Origin of the sequence: Emticicia aquatica (assembly GCF_923079645.1) — a bacterium.
Taxonomy (GTDB): Bacteria; Bacteroidota; Bacteroidia; order Cytophagales; family Spirosomataceae; genus Emticicia; species Emticicia aquatica.
Genome location: NZ_CAKLPY010000002.1, coordinates 1052210 through 1070740, shown reverse-complemented (window position 1 = coordinate 1070740; position 18531 = coordinate 1052210). Strand labels below are relative to the sequence as shown.

The window sequence follows — 18531 nt, the reverse complement described above, 5'->3', positions numbered from 1 at the left end:
AGTGGTTTGTAAATTCTAAGTTATTAGCGTTATTAAAACAATGATTTTATAATAATCGAACAAGGGTTAATAATACTGCTGATAATGATACAAAGCCTGTACCCATTGCAATACGTTCGGCTGATGTCATTCGAACTCGAGTTCGTAGTGGTACATTAATGGTCATCCCTTTTTGTACTTTTGGAAAAGACTTAACACCTAAAAAACTACGGGTTCTGTCTGTACTACCGTTTGGATACTGTACATAAAGCTTTCTTACGAATGCATCTTCAGTAAAACCGCCGGCTTCAGCAATATAATCTTTAAAAGTGAGTTTTGGTTGATAAGCAACTGATGTAGGGTTTAAAACTTGTCCATTAATTGTAATGATTTGTCTTTCTTTAGGTATTTCAATGCGGTCTCCATTTTCTAGTAAAAGGTCAGTTGCAAGATCTTCACCTTTTAAGATTTTTGAAAAATTAACGGATACCAAAGTATTGTTTCGATAAAACCTTGCGGCATTGATATCAGCTTCTTCTCGGAGGCCTCCAGAACGAGCGATAAGGTCAACAATTCTCTCGACTTTGTTTTCAATGGTATAAGTACCTGGATAATTAACTTCTCCAACAATTTGAACAGATTGTTGAGCTTCGTAGTTAGGTAGATTTCTGATAAAAACTTTATCAAAAGGCTGTAGCTTTACTCCTTTGTCGGTCGGGCTTAAGTTTTTACTGATATCAACTTTAATGATTTCAACAGATTTATCATTGGATTCGTCATTATATAAACGACGGGCAACTTCTATTCTTTTACCAGTTGCACCATCAGTAAACCCACCAGACATCAAGATTAAGTCTCGAATAGTCATGTTATCAGCAAATTGAAATACCCCAGGATTATTAACAGCTCCAATAATTTCAACCTTTTTTTCTTGCCTAAGTTCTACTATTGATTTTATAATTAATTGGTCTTCACGCTTTAATTGTATATCAGGTGTCTCACCACGCATAATTTTTCCTAAATCAAGAGGGATATAAATAGGGTCAAGGTTTTCTTGCTCTCTCATTAAAATAGCTCTATCTAAATAGGCATCTTCACGAAGACCTTCAGCATTTTGAATTAATTGCTTAACTGTTTTTATTTTATCACTAAGGGCAAATTCTCCTGGACGGAAAACCGCTCCATGAATCTGAACTTTATTTTCAAATCGGTCTAATATTGTTCCAACAAAGAAGTGGTCTCCATTTTGAGTCTGGAATTTTAAAGAAGTTTGAGGGTCAAAAGTTAAAATCTGTCTTTCTTTGGAGGTATTTCTTTTAACATTTATCGTAGCAGTATAGGCTTGTTCTGTAAATCCACCTGCGTAAGAAAGTAGATTTTCAAATGTATCGGTTTCTTTAAGTTCAAAAACACCTTTTCTTCTAACTTCTCCATCAATTTCAATTTTTTTCTCGAAAAGAGGAATTAAAATTACATCTTGGTCGTTCAAATTGAGATTATCTGTTAAAACACCTTTTAAAAGAAAATCATAAAGGTCAATTTTCTTTATGACAACATTATCACGTAGAATTTGGATATTTCTAAAAGAACCATTAACACTTGGTCCTCCAGATAAATAAAGAGCGTTGAATGCTGTGGCAAGTGAAGATACTGTGTAAGTGCCAGGGTTTTTTACTGCTCCTACGATAGTAACTTTGATACTTCTAACATTACCGAGTGTTACATCAACATTTAAAGTGCCATTTTTTAACCCAGCAAAAATAGTTTTTAGTCGTTCAATTATTTTACTTTTTGCTTGTTCAACAGTATTACCATTGATATAAATAGGAGATAAATTTTCAAACTTCACTGTGCCTTCTGGCGTAATTTTAACATCGTAATGTTGATAAGCATAGCCAGTAATATCAATTTTGAGTTCATCATCTGGGCCTAATATATAGTTTCTAGGGGTAGGAAGCCTAAGGTTAGGTTCAAATGTGAGGTCTTTATTGTTAAAAAGTTGGCTACCAAAAATTTCAGACTTTTTACCAACCTCTTGTTTGTCTGAAACAGCTACTGGAGCTCTTTCCGCCACTTCTCCAACTTGTTCACGCGTAGCATTATCAACTTTTGAATTACCAGGTTTAATTTCATTTGTATTCGTTTTCAAGCGATTAATTCGCTCTCTGATAGTTGCAATATCTTGAGCCGTATAACCATTGGCTAGAGCAGCAGCTTCAACTTGAGCTTCAGACATTCCTTTTGATTCAGCTTGCTTTAAAAACTGTTCAAGTTGTTTATCTGTTAAGTTATTAACATTGGCAGGAACTTGAGCGTAAGCTATTTGAAAAACGCTGCAAAATAATACAATTATAAGTTTAGAAATAATTTTTGAAGAACGCATAAGTTTTTTTTTAATGCTCAATAATTATATAATATTTTAAAACCAGATAATTTGCCGTATTGTATAAACAATTGTTTAGTGAACAAAGATAATGTCCGAATTATTTATGATTGATTAACTACATCAGAAGAAATGTACAATTGGTTTCACTTAATAAAATGAAACCCAATAATTGATAAGTCTTTAATAGTAATCAGTGGCTTTTAAATTTGAAAAATCTTTCAAACTTTATTAATTAACAATTTTCTTGAGAAAGAATGTGTAATCCCATCTTTTCTCAATTATAAAAATAATAAAAGAATCTTAGTTATAGTTTTACATTTATACCAAACCTAACAGATATTGACCATAACCACTTTTAACTAATGGTGTGGCAACTTTTTTCAATTGTTGCTCATCAATATAGCCCATTCTAAAGGCTACTTCTTCAATACAACCTATTTTAAGCCCTTGACGCTCCTCTATAACTTGAACAAACTGACCCGCTTGCATCAAAGATTGAAAGGTTCCAGTATCAAGCCATGCGGTTCCTCTATTCATTATTCCAACGCTCAATTTGCCTTGCTCTAAATAATAACGATTAATGTCGGTTATTTCTAATTCCCCTCTTGGAGACGGCTTAATATTTCGAGCAATTTCAACAACCTTGTTATCATAAAAATATAATCCAGGAACAGCAAAGTTTGATTTTGGTGTTTGTGGTTTTTCTTCTATTGAAATAGCCTTTAAATTTTCGTCAAATTCAACCACACCATAACGTTCCGGGTCGTTTACTTGATAAGCAAATACAACACCACCATCAGGATTGGTACTATTTTGGAGTAATTTGCTCAAACCGCCACCATAAAAAATATTGTCTCCTAAAACCAATGCAACACTGTCATCGCCAATAAAATCAGCTCCAATAATAAATGCTTGAGCTAAACCATCTGGACTAGGCTGCTCGGCATAACTGAAGCTACAACCAATTCTACTACCATCACCCAAAAGTTTTTGGAAATGAGGTAAATCATGCGGAGTTGAAATAATAAGAATTTCCTTAATACCCGCCAACATCAATATTGATAGTGGGTAATAAATCATTGGCTTGTCATAAACAGGCATTAATTGCTTGCTAACTGCCAATGTAAGTGGGTGTAGTCGAGTACCTGAGCCTCCAGCTAATATAATCCCTTTCATAAAGTTTTTTTTAGAAAATGTTATTGTAATAATATTACTTTCCCACTTTAATTAAAAATATTAATTTTAATAGAGAAACATTATTTTCAACTTCACTCAATAGATATAATGAAACTTTTTAATAGCAATTTTATTGTACTTTACCCTTTTCCAAAATAGATTTGGATACCATATTTTATGACAAAAACATAAATTTATAGCGTTAAAAACGAAATAAATTTAGGATTAAATATAATCAAATTCTAAATTAATAATCAAACGAAATTGAATTCTAAATTCAGGATTTTACTAATTGATTTTAGATTAAAATCATTAACTTGGTCACAAAAGTACTAATTTCCATCTAAATATAAACTTTAATCAATCATTTATTTATTAATCGGTAAAAATGAGACGTGTTGGTTAATAATTGTTAAGTGGTAATATTTAGCCAAATGGTTTCAATAATTAATATCTAATAAGTTTTTGTTTAAATATAGATTAAAATAGAAACATTTTTGCACTTTTACAAGAAAATTAGATTTTGCTTGAATTTTTGAAGAACTGTTAATTATCTCAAAAATAAATTATTAAAATAACAAAAAACTTGACATAAGAATCTAATTAGTTACAATCTTAATGTATCATGATTTTTTAAAAAGTCTTGATAAGCTAATCCAATTCCTTTTTCAAGGTTTATTGTATGTGTCCAACCGAGGCTATGGAGTTTGCTTACGTCCATCAATTTGCGTGGAGTGCCATCTGGTTTGGTGCTATCCCAAACAATTTCACCTTCAAATCCTACTGTTGTTTTAACTATTTCGGCCAATTCTTTGATACTTACATCAACTCCTGAACCAATATTTACAAATCCTTCTTCGCTATAATTTTGCATTAAAAATACACAAGCGTCTGCTAAATCGTCAGCATACAAAAACTCTCTCATCGGAGAGCCAGAACCCCAAAGATTCACGGTGGCATGCTGATTTACTTTCGCTTCATGAAATTTTCTAATCATGGCTGGCAAAACGTGTGAATTTTGTAAGTCATAATTATCATTAGTACCGTAAAGGTTTGTAGGCATGACCGAAATAAAATCGCAACCATATTGGTTTCGATAGGATTCACACATTTTTATTCCTGCAATTTTGGCAATGGCATAAGGCTCGTTGGTAGGCTCAAGTAAACCTGTCAATAAATATTCTTCTTTAAGTGGCTGAGGAGCCATTTTTGGGTAAATACATGAAGAACCTAAAAACATCAATTTTTTTACACCATTCAAATAAGAAGCATGAATGATGTTGTTTTGTAGCGTTAGGTTTTCATAAATAAAATCAGCTCGAAAAATATTATTGGCTGCAATGCCACCAACTTTAGCAGCTGCTAAAAATACATATTCAGGTTTTTCGAGTTCAAAAAAAGAAAATACTTTTTCCTGATTTCTTAGGTCTAGTTCTTGAGAAGTTCGATATATAATGTTGGTGAATCCGTCTTGTTGAAGTTTACGAAAGATTGCAGAACCAACCATGCCTCTATGGCCTGCGATATAGATTTTGGCGTTTTTATTCATTTGCTATATACTTTTCTTCTAAATTATATGCTTTTAGTCTTAACGAAGAACAAAAGTAAGCTAATTAGTGAAAGATTAAAAAAAGGTGAAGTAAAAAAGAACTTCATTGATACAAAAAGAGGTCATCTTAAAGCTTTAAGATGACCTCTTTTTATGTATTTTATTAATATCTTATGCGTTTGGAATTACTCTTTTGGCATTAGAATAACGTTTTTGAACAGCATCCCAATCAACAATATTCCAGAATGAATCAATGTAATCAGGGCGTTTGTTTTGGAATTTTAAATAATAAGCGTGTTCCCAAACATCTAAGCCTAATACTGGAATACCTTTTTTTTCAGCAATATCCATCAAAGGATTGTCTTGATTAGGTGTTGAGGTAATAAATAATTTTTCTTGGTCATCAACACAGAGCCAAGCCCAGCCCGAACCAAAACGACCTATTGCCGCTTTTTTGAATTCATCCTTAAAGTTTGCTAACGAACCCCAAGTTTCGTCAATAGCTGCACCCAAAGTACTTGAAGGCTCGCCACCACCGTTTGGAGAAAGAATATTCCAGAATAAATCATGGTTGAAATGCCCACCACCATTATTACGAACGGGTGCTGGATATTTGCTGATATTGGCCAATAGTTCTTTCAATGATAAGCCTTCCATTTCAGTGCCAGCAATGGCATTGTTAAGGTTAGTTACATAAGCTTGATGATGACGGTCATGGTGGATTTCCATGGTTGCTTTGTCGAAGTGTGGCTCTAAAGCATCACTTAAATAAGGAAGAGGTTCGAGTGTATATGCCATTTTTGAAACAAGTTTTAAAGATTAGATTATAATTTTTTAAGTGACAATTCTACGTCAACGTTAAAGCCTAAACGCTAACAAACAAATTTATGTTCGCAAACCCTTGAAAAAATTCTTCAAAACAATTTCGCAGTCCATTTCTAAAATGCCTTTGACAACGTTGGTTTTGGGGTGAAGTATAGGTGGGCTCACCCGACTAAAGCCACGTTTGGTGTCAGATGCTCCAAAAACAATTCTATCAATTTGTGACCAATGTAGTGCTCCTGCACACATCACACATGGCTCAAGCGTAACATAAAGTGTACATTCTTTTAAATATTTTGCTCCTAAAAATTGTGTTGCAGCCGTAATCGCAATGATTTCTGCATGGGCTGTTACGTCATTTAATTGTTCGGTTTGATTACTTCCTTTTCCAATAATCTTGCTTCCGCCAGCCACAACAATAGCACCAACAGGTATTTCTCCCGCTTCTCCTGCCTGAACTGCAAGGTCGAGTGCTTTTGCCATGAAATATTCATGGGAGTATAAAGGATAATGTTGTGCCATACATATTTAGTTTTTTTGCAAAGATACTTTTAGATACAAGATTTGATATGCTTGACAGGAGAAAAAACCTTAAAAACAATTACTTTAACAGCTATTAGCTATTCTCTTAATGATTCCCTCGGAATCATTTTTTCCATGTAAAAGCCTTGTTTATTCACAATAATTTTGTACTTTTGCACTCCTTTTTGCAAAGGTATAATTCATTTTTAACCATTTTCAACTCAGGCGGCTCGATGGGTTGATGTATAAAGAGCTAAAAATCAACATATTATGGCAGCACAAATTGCAGATTTTGACTGGGACAAGGTCACCAAAAGAGGTATTGGCGGAGGCTATTCAGCAACCGAAAAAGCAACATTAGAAGCACTTTATAGCGAAACTCTCGCTAAAGTTGCTGAGAAAGATGTAGTAATGGCAACGGTTGTAGGTATCACTGACCGTGAAGTATTATTAAACATTGGTTTTAAATCAGACGGTTTAGTTTCGATTTCTGAATTCCGTGACCTTCCAAACCTAGCAGTAGGTGACCAAGTGGAAGTTTTCATCGAGAAGCAAGAAGATGCAATGGGCCAGTTAGTAATTTCTCGCAAAAAAGCTAGAGTATTGACTGCTTGGAGTAACATCGAAAAATCATTTACTGAAGATGCAATTATTGATGCTTTGGTAAAACGCCGCACAAAAGGTGGTTTGATTGTAGATATTTATGGAATTGAGGCGTTCTTGCCAGGTTCACAAATTGATGTAAAACCAATTCGTGACTTTGATATTTTCGTTGGTAAGAAAATGGAAGTGAAAGTTGTGAAAATCAACCATACTAACGACAACGTAGTAGTTTCGCACAAAATTCTTATCGAGAAAGACCTTGAAACACAACGTCAAGTTATCCTTACTAACCTTGAAAAAGGACAAGTATTGGAAGGTGTTGTTAAAAACATCACTAACTTCGGTGTATTCATTGACCTTGGTGGCGTAGATGGTCTATTGCACATCACAGATATTTCATGGGGCCGTATTAACCATCCAAACGAATTATTGAAACTTGACCAACGTATTAAAGTTGTAGTTTTAGACTTTGATGAAGACAAGAAACGTATTTCGTTAGGTATGAAGCAATTAGAATCACACCCTTGGGATTCTTTGGCTGCTGAATTATCAATCGGTTCTAAAGTAAGAGGTAAAATCGTAAACATTGCCGATTACGGTGCTTTCTTAGAATTGAAACCAGGTGTTGAAGGTTTAATCCACGTTTCAGAAATGTCATGGTCGCAACATTTGCGTAACCCATCAGATTTCTTGAAAATCGGTGATGAAATCGACGCAGTTGTATTGACGCTTGACCGTGATGACCGTAAAATGTCATTGGGTATCAAACAATTAACTGAAGACCCTTGGACAAAACAAGATCTTATCAATAAGTATGGTGTGAATACAAAACACACTGGTACTGTACGTAACATGACTAACTTCGGTATTTTCTTAGAATTAGAAGAAGGTATTGATGGTTTAGTTCACGTTTCTGATTTGTCTTGGACTAAGAAAATCAAACACCCATCTGACTTCGTAAAAGTTGGAGATGCTCTTGAAGTAATGGTATTAGAATTAGATGGCGAAAATCGTCGTTTAGCTCTTAGCCACAAACACTTAGAAGAAAATCCTTGGGATACGTTTGAACATATCTTCACAGTAGGTTCTGACCAAGAATGTACAATTATCTCTAAAAATGACAAACAAGCAACACTTGAACTTCCTTACGGAATTGAAGGTTATGCTTTGTTGAAACATTTGACTAAAGCTGATGGCACTGTTGCTGAAGCTGGAGAAAAATTAACATTCCAAGTGTTAGAATTCCACAAAGAAGAGAAAAAAATCATGCTTTCACACTCTAAAACTTGGGAAGCTCCTAAAGAAGAAGAGAAGAAAGAAGTGAAGAAAAAAGGTGGAAAAGAAGCAACTACAACTGCTACTTCTAACAATAATAACGACGAGAAATCAACTCTTGGCGATTTATCAGCTCTTTCAGCATTGAAAGACGCAATGGTAGAAGGCGAGAAAAAGAAACTTTCTAAAAAGAAAGATGCAGCTGCTCCAGCGGCTGAAGAAACTGAAGGATAATTCGTTTCTCGTTTAAAAATAATAAAAAAGACTTCTCGTAAGGGAAGTCTTTTTTATTTATTCTTCCTTCACGATGACCCAAATATTGCTACTTCTTCCTTTGTCGTCGGTACACGATATTTTAAGTTTCCCAACTGTTGGAGCAAAAAAAAGAGGCTTATTTGACAATGTTTTTTGTAAAAGTCGGTCGTTTAAGTACCAATAAACTTCTTTTACGTCATTGGAAGTTTGACAAGACAATTGTATTTGTTGCGAATCATTTTTGCTAATATAATACTCACTACCGTTATTAGGATTCGTAATAATTGGTGCATTATTGGCTATCTTGAAAAACCTTGTGCAATTTGGATTATGAGTTGGGATTTTCTCGTAAAGAATATGTTTTTGTTCATAAAAGCTAACTAACTCAGGAGCTAGATTAGTATAAAGCTTTTCTTTGTAGCCACTAACAGGTAAACATTGGGTACAATAACTTATTGATTCTGAAAGATTTACATAAAATTTCTTGAGATGTGTACACTTACGTGTATGAGAAATGCCTTTGATGGAATAATCTAAGATTTTATTACTACAATAATCGCTCGGGAGGTCGCCTGACTCAGCACAAACTTGTCGAGAAACCACGGCATTTGGCTGATGAAACCATTCTCCCGAAGTATTATAATCAATTGTGTTGAAAATTTGAAAAAGTAAAGGCGTAGCAATTTCAGCTCCACTTAATTCAGGAACACCTTCTCCTGAAAAATTACCAACCCAAACCCCAATCGTATATTTTTTATTGAATCCAATACTCCATGCATCTCGACGACCAAACGACGTACCTGTTTTCCAAGCTATTTTTGGTAAACGATACGTGTAATCAAAATTATTAGGCAAATCAGGACGTTTGATTTGAGCTAAAATGTCGGTGATGAGATAACTCGCCGCTGCCGAAATAATTGGCGTATGACTTGGTTTTTTTTTAACATCTTTATCATAAAGCATTGTTACTTTCTGCCAATTTCCTTCATTGGCAAAAGCTGCATAAAGTTGTGTCATTTCTTCGAGCGTAACTCCACAGCCACCGAGTACAATCGAAAGGCCTAAATCTTTTTCTTGTTTTTTTACTGTTTGAAAATCAGCTTTTTTGAGTTGTTCAATGAGTGTCGATTTTCCCAAATCTCGAACAACTTTTACAGCAGGAATATTTAAAGAATTTGCCAAAGCAAACTCAATGCTTACTTTACCGTTAAACTTTCGGTCAAAATTTTCGGGCTCAAATCCATTGAAATTTGTCGGCACATCATTGATGATATTTTTAGGTGTAATTATACCTTTATCAAAAGCTGTTGCGTATAAAATTGGTTTTAAAGCACTTCCTGGTGAACGAACAGCTTGCACGCCATCTACTTGTCCACCATCAAAATTGTCATTAAAACCCGCTGAACCAATGTAAGCTTCTACCTGCATCGTTTGGTTGTTAATGACCAAAACTGCGGCATTATTGATATTCATTACTCGTGTGCGATTGACATAATTGGCAACCATTTGCTCGACTTTTGCTTGCGTTGCTTTTTTGACGCTCGATACAATAATTGCTTCATCAGGAAATTGTTTCTTCAATCTGAGTGATAAATGTGGAGCATTTTTGGGAGCTTCATGTCGAAAAACAAGTAAAGGTTCTCGTAAAGCATCATTAATTGATTGATTATCAAACAGTTGCTCTGCTTGAAACGTCTTCAAACGTTTGTTTCTTTCTTCAACAATTAAAGGGTTTTTTGTGCCTAACTTTAGGCTCGTCGGTCTATTTGGAATGATAACAAGGGTCGTAACTTCTGCTAAACTTAATCGGTCAGGCGATTTTTGAAAGTATAAGTAAGAGGCAGATTTAATGCCTTCAATATTCGACCCGTAAGGCACAAGATTGAGATACATTTGCAATATTTCATCCTTTGAATAAAAGATTTCTAACTGAATCGCCCGCAAAATTTCAGAGAGTTTATTCCAATAAGTCCTTTCTTCTGGATTCAGCATTCGCACAACTTGCATCGTAATCGTACTCGCTCCCGAAGTACGTCGTTTTTTTGTAATATTGTTGAAAACGGCTCGACAAATAGCAACAGGATTTACACCAAAATGATATTGAAAATATTTGTCTTCTTTGGCCAAAATAGCTTTTCGGAGCGTGGGTGTAATTTCTTTTAATTCGACAAACATTCGCCATTTTTCGTCAGAACTCAGAAAAGCGTGTAATATCTCACCGTTTGAATCAGTGACAATGGTTGAATAATGCACGTTTATTTTTGGTGGAAAAAGGAAATTTAATAGAAAAAAAACACCAAGAAAAACCAAGATTGTTTTTGCCCAGCGAGTTTTCAGAAATGAGAAGAGTTTTGACTTTATTCGTTCAATCATAAAAATAATACAACACATATCGCACGAATTAAACGAATTTATGCGAATTTTATGCAAAATATTTTAATGAACAAAACCAAATTTTATGAATATCAAACTCAAATCTCAGCTCCGAAAAATCACAACTTTTATCTTTGATGTTGATGGCGTATTGACCGATGCAACAGTAATAGCCTTACGTGGTGGCGAATTAGCAAGGGTTTTCAATGTAAAAGATGGCTATGCAATGGGAAAAGCCGTAAGGTCAGGGTTTAGAATTGCTATTATCTCGGGCGGGAAAGAAGAAAGTATTCGAGAACGACTTTCGTTATTGGGTGTAAAAGATATTTTTTTAGGTGTAAAAACCGATCAAAAGTTATCAGTTTTTGATAAATATATTGCCGATAATAATCTTTCGGCCGATGAAATTGTATTTATGGGCGACGATTTGCCAGATTGGGAAATTATGAAGCATCGAGCCGTTTTATCTGCTTGTCCAGCCGATGCAGTAGAAGAAATTATTGAAATAGCAGATTTCAATTCGACACGTAAAGGTGGCGATTGTGCCGTGCGAGAAGTCATCGAATTAGTGATGAAAGAACAAGGGAAATGGATGAAAATATTTTGATTTGAAATCAATATTTTTTTTTAACTAAACATCGATGATATGTTTTGGCTTGAAGCCTGATGTTATGACAATAATCTTTAAATAGCATTGAAAAAAGCGTCAATAATTTTCGGCAAAGTCTGTAATAAATAATTCAAAATTCTTTTTTCCTCTTTTACTCCAACAAAAAGGGCAGAAAAAGAACATTTCTCTAAAAAAAATACAAAAACTATGTCACAAGTTTTGCTTTTAAGAACTTGATTATCTAATTTTGCACGCTGAAATGCGAGTACACAAAATCACTGTTTCAGATTTTAATTTAAAAATTCTCAATAAATGGCAAATATCGGTAAAGTCTCACAGATTATCGGACCCGTAGTGGACGTGAGTTTTGAAGGCGAAGGTTCTCAAATCCCTCCAATTCTTGATGCGTTGTCAGTAACAAAGGCAAACGGTCAGAAAGTAATTCTTGAAGTTCAACAACACCTTGGTGAAGACCGAGTTCGTGCCATTGCGATGGACGGAACAGAAGGTTTACAACGTGGAATGGAAGTTCTTCACTTGGGTTCACCAATTACAATGCCTACGGGCGAAGAAATCAAAGGACGTTTGTTTAACGTTGTTGGAGAAGCGATTGATGGTTTGGGCGAAGTGACAACCAAAGGTATGTCGATTCACCGTGCTGCTCCTAAGTTTGAAGACTTAGCAACTGCAACCGAAGTACTTTTCACTGGTATCAAAGTAATTGACCTTTTGGCTCCTTATGTAAAAGGTGGTAAAATCGGTTTATTTGGTGGTGCGGGTGTAGGTAAAACCGTATTGATTCAAGAGTTGATTAATAATATTGCAAAAGCTTATGCTGGTCTTTCAGTATTTGCTGGTGTAGGTGAGCGTACACGTGAAGGTAATGACTTACTTCGTGAGATGATTGAATCTGGTATCGTGAAATACGGTGACAAATTTAAACATTCGATGGAAGAAGGTGGTTGGGATTTGAGCGTAGTAGATAGAGAAGCTTTGAAAGATTCACAAGCAACGTTTATCTTCGGTCAAATGAACGAGCCTCCTGGAGCGAGAGCAAGAGTTGCCCTTTCAGGTTTGACAGTTGCTGAGCATTTCCGTGATGGAGATGGCGAAGGCAAAGGTCGTGATATCCTTTTCTTTATTGATAATATCTTCCGTTTTACTCAAGCGGGTTCTGAGGTTTCTGCCCTTTTAGGTCGTATGCCATCAGCGGTAGGTTATCAGCCAACATTGGCAACTGAAATGGGTACGATGCAAGAGCGTATCGCTTCAACTAAGCGTGGTTCGATTACATCAGTACAAGCCGTTTATGTACCTGCCGATGACTTAACTGACCCTGCTCCTGCAACAACATTTACTCACCTTGATGCAACTACCGTATTGAGTCGTAAAATTGCTGAGTTAGGTATCTATCCTGCGGTTGACCCTCTTGATTCATCATCACGTATTTTATCGGCTAATGTATTGGGTGCAGCTCACTACAACACAGCTCAACGTGTGAAGTTGATTTTACAACGTTACAAAGAATTACAAGATATTATTGCGATTCTTGGTTTAGAAGAACTTTCAGAAGAAGATAGATTGACTGTATCACGTGCAAGACGTGTACAACGTTTCTTGTCTCAACCGTTCTTCGTTGCCGAGCAATTTACAGGTTTGAAAGGAGTTTTGGTTGATATTAATGATACAATCAAAGGCTTTAATCAAATTATGGATGGCGATTATGACCACCTTCCAGAAGCAGCATTCAACTTGGTAGGAACTATCGAAGATGCAGTAGTGAAAGGAGAGAAATTAATTGCAGAAGCAAACAAATAACTGAGATATGAGATATGAGATATGAGAATGAATAATTAACTCTTATCCCACATCTCGAGTCTCGCATCTCAATGAAAAAATGAATTTAGAAATAATTACTCCTGATAAAAAAGTTTACGCTGGTGTGGTTGATTCGGTAACTTTACCGGGAAGCAACGGTGGGTTTCAAATCTTGAAAGACCACGCACCCATCGTTAGCACACTCGCTAAGGGAAACTTAGTTATCGAAGCAAACGGCAAAAAGGAAACTTTCGTTGTGGATGGTGGCGTAGTTGAAGCAGCCAAAAATAAAGTTTTGGTTCTAGCTGAGTCAGTAGCTTAAAAACTTTTCTTGAAAAGAATACCCAAAAGAGGCATAGAGAATTCTGTGCCTCTTTTGGTTTTTTGATGGAAACGAATGTATATTTACTTGATGGAATTAGAGTTTGATATTCGGGATAATCTTATACCTAATGAAATAATTGATGTTTCTTGGGACGATTTTAAGCAAGTTTTTGTTGAAAGTTTTGAGGAGACATCTAATCGCTATAAACTTTTTGAGAAATTTGAGGCATATATTGTCGAATTTCAAACCGAAATTTGTAAATCATTTACTTTGTGGATAAATGGTAGTTTTATTTCTCGAAAAATAAATCCAAATGATATTGACGTTGTTATTTTGCTTGAATATCAAATTCAAGAACATTTTGAAGATTTAATTAGAAATAAATTTACTGCCGTTAAAACATGGAAAGCCACCCAGGTTGACGCATATATTTTGAAATTATTTCCTGAAGAACATCAAATGTTTTATGCAACAACGCTTGATAAATATTATTGGGTGGATAAATTTACTAATTCAAAAATAAATAAGGAAGGCAAGTCTTTCCCAAAAGGTTTTATTCAAATAAAATTCAACTGAAACATGGAAAAAGAAATCATATCCGATTATGACTTGAAGGTTTTAGAAGTATTAAAACAAATAGAAAAACTCAATCAAATGATAGATTTTCACACCACCTCCACAGGAGACGATTTATCTCGTGAACAATATGAGTTTTTAAAAGAAAGAGCTGTTGCTGAACTTCAAGAAGCACTAAGTATATATAAAATCGAAGTTCACGCAATGATTGCGGCATAATTTATAAAGAAATACTCATTTCAATGCTCATAGATAATCACGGAAGACCCATTAATTATTTACGGTTGGCTGTTACCGACCGCTGTAATTTGCGTTGCTTTTATTGTATGCCCGAAGAAGGCATTCAGTATCTGCCGAAACCGCATTTATTGAGCTATGAAGAAATGATTCGACTTTGCACGATTTTGGCAGAAATGGGCATTAATAAAGTCCGAATCACAGGTGGTGAACCTTTTGTGAGACGTGATATTATTCCATTTCTATGGAAATTATCAGAAATTGAAGGCATTCAAAAAATCAATATTACTACAAATGGCGTGTTGACAGCCCCATTAGTACCAGAATTGAAAAAAATTGGTATTAGTTCAGTCAATCTTAGCCTTGATTCGCTTGACCGTCAACGTTTTTTTGAAATCACTCGTCGAGATGAATTTCCAAAAGTTTGGGCTACGCTTGAAGCTCTTCTTGAACATGACATTCCTGTAAAAATCAACACTGTTGTGATGGCAGGTAAAAACGATGAAGATATTTTGTCGATGGTCGAATTAGCTCGAAATCAAAATGTTTCCCTACGATTTATAGAAGAAATGCCTTTTAATGGTGAAGGGTTACGTCCAGAACAAATGGAGTTTTGGAGCTATAAGCGTATCATTGATTTGATTCGCTCGGTACATCCTGAGCTTTATAAAGTGCAAGACGAACCCAATTCGACTTCGTATAATTATCATATTCCTAATTTTAAAGGAACAGTTGGTGTAATTGCAGCATTCAGTCGAACATTTTGTGGAACTTGTAATCGTATTCGAGTAACACCAACGGGCAGTTTCCGAACTTGTTTGTACGACGATGGTGTTTTCAATGTAAGAGATTTTATGCGTCAGAAATTATCAGATGAAGAAATCAAGAATCTTATTTATGAGGCTTTACAAAATCGAGCAAAAGATGGTTTTGAGGCAGAAAATCGACGAACAAGCGTAGTTTCAGAATCAATGACGACCATTGGAGGGTAAAAAATTAATTAGAATTTTATTTATATCAAGAAAAAATCAAAATTACCAAATTCAAAAAAAGTATGTTAAAAGCAGAAATGATTACCGATAAAGGTACGATGACAATCGAATTTTATGAGCAAGATGCTCCGATTGCAGTAAATAACTTTGTTACATTAGCTAAAAAAGGATTTTACGATGGTTTGATTTTCCACCGTGTGATTCCAAACTTTATGATTCAAGGTGGCGACCCAACTGGTACAGGTGCGGGTGGTCCAGGATATACAATACAATGTGAATTGACAGGAAATAACCAATACCACGATAAAGGCGTTCTTTCGATGGCTCACCGAGGAAGAAACACAGGCGGTTCACAGTTTTTCATTTGCCATAATCGTGCAAATACACAACATTTAGACCGTAATCATACTTGTTTCGGTAAAGTTGTAGAAGGTTTAGACATCGTTGATGAAATTCGTCAAGGAGATAAAATTCAAAAAATTAATATTATTGAAACAGTAGCTTAATTTTAGCTGGGTTTCAAACCTATAAAAAGCTGTTCGAAAAATGTTTTTCGAGCAGCTTTTTATTTATAGCTTTATCAGAAATAATTATTTATTCCTATCTTCGCATAAAATCAAACTTCATCTATTTTATATGAAAAAACTATCCATTATTACATTATTTGCTTTTAACTGTGCTTTTTTTGCCAATGCACAGCGACCCGCAGCAACAACGGAGTACAATGCCAATACACGTTTTGAACAAATGGGTACGGCGTTGCCCACTCCAAACACCTTTCGTACGGCTGCAGGTAGCCCTGGGCGTGATTACTGGCAACAAAAGGCAGACTATGATATTAAAGCCGAATTAGATGATACAAAACAATCTATTACGGCAACCGAAAAAATCACTTATACCAATAATGCTCCCGAAGAATTAAGGTATTTGTGGTTACAACTTGACCAAAATCTTTTTGCCAAAAACTCGACAAGTAATATAGCAAAACAATCAGCTATTAACCCAGCCAATGGAGCAAGTTTTAATACACTTGGAAATCTATCAGGTGCAGATGATAAAGATTATGGGTACAAAATTTCTGCGGTAAAAGATGCTCTTGGAAAAGACCTAAAATATACCATCAACGGAACAATGATGCGAGTAGATATGCCCGCACCATTGGCTAAAGGAATGGCTTTTACACTACAAGTTGACTGGAAATTTAACATAATTGACTTAAAATCAGTTGGAGGCAGAAGCGGCTACGAGCTTTTCCCAAAAGATGGAAATGTATTGTATGAAATTGCTCAATGGTTTCCTCGCATGGCGGTTTATGATGATGTAAATGGCTGGCAACATAAACAATTTTTAGGTCAAGGTGAATTTACTTTACCATTTGGAGATTATAAAGTTGCTCTAACTGTTCCGAATGATATGGTTGTTGGTGCAACGGGTGAACTTCAAAATACAAAAGATGTATTGACTGCTACACAAATTAAGCGTTGGGAACAAGCGAAAAATACTAAAAATCCAATAGCAATCGTAACGCAAGAAGAAGCAGAAGCAGCAGAAAAAGGCAAGCCAACTGGTAAAAAAACTTGGATTTATGCAGCAAAAAATGTACGTGACTTTGCTTTTGCAGCTTCTCGTAAATTTATTTGGGACGCAATGCAAGTAGATGTAGAAGGTAAAAAAGTTTGGGCGATGTCGCTTTACCCAAAAGAAGCAAATCCACTTTGGGGACAATATTCTACGAGAGTTGTGGCTCATACTTTGGTAAACTACTCAAAACGTAGTGTTGCGTACCCTTATCCAGTTGCTTATTCTGTGCATGGTTCGGTTGGAGGCATGGAATATCCGATGATGAGTTTTAATGGTGCAAGACCAGAAGCAGATGGTACATATTCAGAAGGTACGAAAAATTTCTTGATTTTGGTTGTTATTCATGAAGTTGGACATAATTTCTTCCCAATGATTGTTAACTCTGATGAACGTCAGTGGTCGTGGATGGATGAAGGATTAAACTCATTTTTGGAAGGTTTAACTTGCTTAGAATGGGACAGAAACTTTCCTGCAACGGGTATCGAGCCACAATATATTACAGGTTATATGAAAACCGACCCGAATAAACAAAATTCAATTATGAGTAGTTCGGATAATATTTTGCCAGGAACATTTGGACCAAATGCTTATTCAAAACCAGCAACAGGCTTGAATATCTTGCGTGAAAGCGTAATGGGACGAGAACTATTTGATTATGCTTTCAAAGAATATTCACGTCGTTGGGCATTTAAACACCCAACACCAGCCGATTTCTTCCGCACAATGGAAGATGCTTCAGGCGTTGATTTGGATTGGTTCTGGAAAGGTTGGTTTTACGGTGTTGAACCTGCCGACCAAGCAATTGTAAATGTAGAATGGTACAGCGTTGACAGCCAAGACCCAGCAAAACAAAAAGCAGCAGCCAAAGCTGATGCCGCAGCGAAATCTCAAACTTTGAGCAATATTAGAAATAAAACCGACATCAAAGAAACAGTCGTTGAAGCAGATTCTTCAATGAGAGATTTTTATAATTCTTATGATAGATACGCAGTTACAGATGCCGATAAGAAAAAATACGAGCAGTATTTATCAACTTTGAGCGAAGACGACAGAAAGCTAGTTGAAGCAGGTAAAAACTTTTATGTGGTAAACTTAAAGAACAAAGGTGGATTAATAATGCCAGTAATCATCAGAATGGAATTTGAAGACGGAACAACAGAAGATGTACGAATTCCTGCTGAAATTTGGCGTTTGAATGATAAAGATGTGAAAAAAACTTTGGTTACAACCAAAAAAGTAGCCAAATTTAAACTTGACCCTTATCACGAAATTCCTGATATTGATACTTCGGATAATGCTTTCCCGAAAGAGCCTGAGCAACCAACTCGTTTCCAAGCCTTTAAACAATCTGGTCGTGGCGGCGGCGGTGGTTCAAATCCGATGCAAGAGGCATTGAAAAATAGACCAGCAGGAACACAAACAAGTGGAGATAAGAAATAAGAATAATTAAAA

General features: G+C 35.5%; 15 protein-coding genes. 9 read left to right on the top strand and 6 right to left on the bottom strand.

Features of this window, described 5'->3' with window-relative positions:
- Window positions 1-46: 46 nt before the first annotated feature.
- From MJQ71_RS14180 to MJQ71_RS14160, 5 genes are all read right to left on the bottom strand, one after another.
- A complete protein-coding gene (locus MJQ71_RS14180; RefSeq protein WP_238807286.1) occupies window positions 47-2362 on the bottom strand; it encodes an SLBB domain-containing protein in 2316 nt (771 codons plus the stop codon).
- 321 nt (window positions 2363-2683) lie between these two features.
- Window positions 2684-3541, bottom strand: coding sequence for a glucose-1-phosphate thymidylyltransferase RfbA (rfbA, locus tag MJQ71_RS14175; protein WP_238807285.1), 858 nt, complete (start codon window positions 3539-3541; stop codon window positions 2684-2686).
- 607 nt (window positions 3542-4148) lie between these two features.
- Window positions 4149-5090: a GDP-L-fucose synthase gene (fcl, locus tag MJQ71_RS14170; RefSeq protein ID WP_238807284.1), complete on the bottom strand. Its 942-nt coding sequence runs from the start codon at window positions 5088-5090 to the stop codon at window positions 4149-4151.
- Window positions 5091-5261: 171 nt separating this feature from the next.
- A complete protein-coding gene (locus MJQ71_RS14165; RefSeq protein WP_238807283.1) occupies window positions 5262-5888 on the bottom strand; it encodes a superoxide dismutase in 627 nt (208 codons plus the stop codon).
- Window positions 5889-5975: 87 nt separating this feature from the next.
- Window positions 5976-6434: a nucleoside deaminase gene (locus MJQ71_RS14160; protein WP_238807282.1), complete on the bottom strand. Its 459-nt coding sequence runs from the start codon at window positions 6432-6434 to the stop codon at window positions 5976-5978.
- 270 nt (window positions 6435-6704) lie between these two features.
- Between MJQ71_RS14160 and rpsA the strand changes: the two genes are divergently transcribed.
- The gene (gene rpsA, locus MJQ71_RS14155; RefSeq protein WP_238807281.1) at window positions 6705-8546 is read left to right on the top strand and encodes a 30S ribosomal protein S1; all 1842 of its coding nucleotides are present in this window, start codon (window positions 6705-6707) and stop codon (window positions 8544-8546) included.
- 57 nt (window positions 8547-8603) lie between these two features.
- On the opposite strand, the gene pbpC is transcribed toward rpsA, so the two are convergent.
- The gene (pbpC, locus tag MJQ71_RS14150) at window positions 8604-10940 is read right to left on the bottom strand and encodes a penicillin-binding protein 1C (protein WP_238807280.1); all 2337 of its coding nucleotides are present in this window, start codon (window positions 10938-10940) and stop codon (window positions 8604-8606) included.
- 85 nt (window positions 10941-11025) lie between these two features.
- Between pbpC and MJQ71_RS14145 the strand changes: the two genes are divergently transcribed.
- The 8 genes from MJQ71_RS14145 to MJQ71_RS14110 all read left to right on the top strand — a co-directional run bounded on the left by MJQ71_RS14145 (window position 11026) and on the right by MJQ71_RS14110 (window position 18519).
- Window positions 11026-11547 carry a KdsC family phosphatase gene (locus MJQ71_RS14145; protein WP_238807279.1) on the top strand — a complete coding sequence of 174 codons (522 nt, stop codon included), beginning with the start codon at window positions 11026-11028 and terminating at the stop codon, window positions 11545-11547.
- 315 nt (window positions 11548-11862) lie between these two features.
- Window positions 11863-13368 (top strand): F0F1 ATP synthase subunit beta, encoded by a 1506-nt coding sequence (gene atpD, locus MJQ71_RS14140; RefSeq protein WP_238807278.1) that lies wholly within the window; start codon window positions 11863-11865, stop codon window positions 13366-13368.
- 79 nt (window positions 13369-13447) lie between these two features.
- The gene (gene atpC, locus MJQ71_RS14135) at window positions 13448-13690 is read left to right on the top strand and encodes an ATP synthase F1 subunit epsilon (RefSeq protein ID WP_238807277.1); all 243 of its coding nucleotides are present in this window, start codon (window positions 13448-13450) and stop codon (window positions 13688-13690) included.
- Between the two features lie 75 nt (window positions 13691-13765).
- Window positions 13766-14269: a DUF6932 family protein gene (locus MJQ71_RS14130; protein ID WP_238807276.1), complete on the top strand. Its 504-nt coding sequence runs from the start codon at window positions 13766-13768 to the stop codon at window positions 14267-14269.
- A 3-nt stretch (window positions 14270-14272) separates the two neighbouring features.
- On the top strand, window positions 14273-14488 hold the full coding sequence (locus MJQ71_RS14125; protein WP_238807275.1) for a hypothetical protein: 216 nt from the start codon (window positions 14273-14275) through the stop codon (window positions 14486-14488).
- A 23-nt stretch (window positions 14489-14511) separates the two neighbouring features.
- A complete protein-coding gene (moaA, locus tag MJQ71_RS14120; RefSeq protein ID WP_238807274.1) occupies window positions 14512-15498 on the top strand; it encodes a GTP 3',8-cyclase MoaA in 987 nt (328 codons plus the stop codon).
- 62 nt (window positions 15499-15560) lie between these two features.
- A complete protein-coding gene (locus tag MJQ71_RS14115; RefSeq protein WP_238807273.1) occupies window positions 15561-16004 on the top strand; it encodes a peptidylprolyl isomerase in 444 nt (147 codons plus the stop codon).
- 130 nt (window positions 16005-16134) lie between these two features.
- Complete coding sequence (locus tag MJQ71_RS14110; RefSeq protein ID WP_238807272.1) at window positions 16135-18519, top strand: M1 family metallopeptidase; 2385 nt, start codon at window positions 16135-16137, stop codon at window positions 18517-18519.
- Window positions 18520-18531: the final 12 nt, after the last annotated feature.

Coding starts and splice junctions, on each gene's coding strand:
- MJQ71_RS14130 (WP_238807276.1), top strand. CDS start 13,766: ATGTATATTTACTTGATGGAATTAGAGTTTGATATTCGGGATAATCTT.
- rpsA (WP_238807281.1), top strand. CDS start 6,705: ATGGCAGCACAAATTGCAGATTTTGACTGGGACAAGGTCACCAAAAGA.
- MJQ71_RS14165 (WP_238807283.1), bottom strand. CDS start 5,888: ATGGCATATACACTCGAACCTCTTCCTTATTTAAGTGATGCTTTAGAG.
- pbpC (WP_238807280.1), bottom strand. CDS start 10,940: ATGATTGAACGAATAAAGTCAAAACTCTTCTCATTTCTGAAAACTCGC.
- moaA (WP_238807274.1), top strand. CDS start 14,512: ATGCTCATAGATAATCACGGAAGACCCATTAATTATTTACGGTTGGCT.
- rfbA (WP_238807285.1), bottom strand. CDS start 3,541: ATGAAAGGGATTATATTAGCTGGAGGCTCAGGTACTCGACTACACCCA.
- MJQ71_RS14180 (WP_238807286.1), bottom strand. CDS start 2,362: ATGCGTTCTTCAAAAATTATTTCTAAACTTATAATTGTATTATTTTGC.
- MJQ71_RS14115 (WP_238807273.1), top strand. CDS start 15,561: ATGTTAAAAGCAGAAATGATTACCGATAAAGGTACGATGACAATCGAA.
- MJQ71_RS14145 (WP_238807279.1), top strand. CDS start 11,026: ATGAATATCAAACTCAAATCTCAGCTCCGAAAAATCACAACTTTTATC.
- MJQ71_RS14110 (WP_238807272.1), top strand. CDS start 16,135: ATGAAAAAACTATCCATTATTACATTATTTGCTTTTAACTGTGCTTTT.
- MJQ71_RS14160 (WP_238807282.1), bottom strand. CDS start 6,434: ATGGCACAACATTATCCTTTATACTCCCATGAATATTTCATGGCAAAA.
- MJQ71_RS14125 (WP_238807275.1), top strand. CDS start 14,273: ATGGAAAAAGAAATCATATCCGATTATGACTTGAAGGTTTTAGAAGTA.
- fcl (WP_238807284.1), bottom strand. CDS start 5,090: ATGAATAAAAACGCCAAAATCTATATCGCAGGCCATAGAGGCATGGTT.
- atpC (WP_238807277.1), top strand. CDS start 13,448: ATGAATTTAGAAATAATTACTCCTGATAAAAAAGTTTACGCTGGTGTG.
- atpD (WP_238807278.1), top strand. CDS start 11,863: ATGGCAAATATCGGTAAAGTCTCACAGATTATCGGACCCGTAGTGGAC.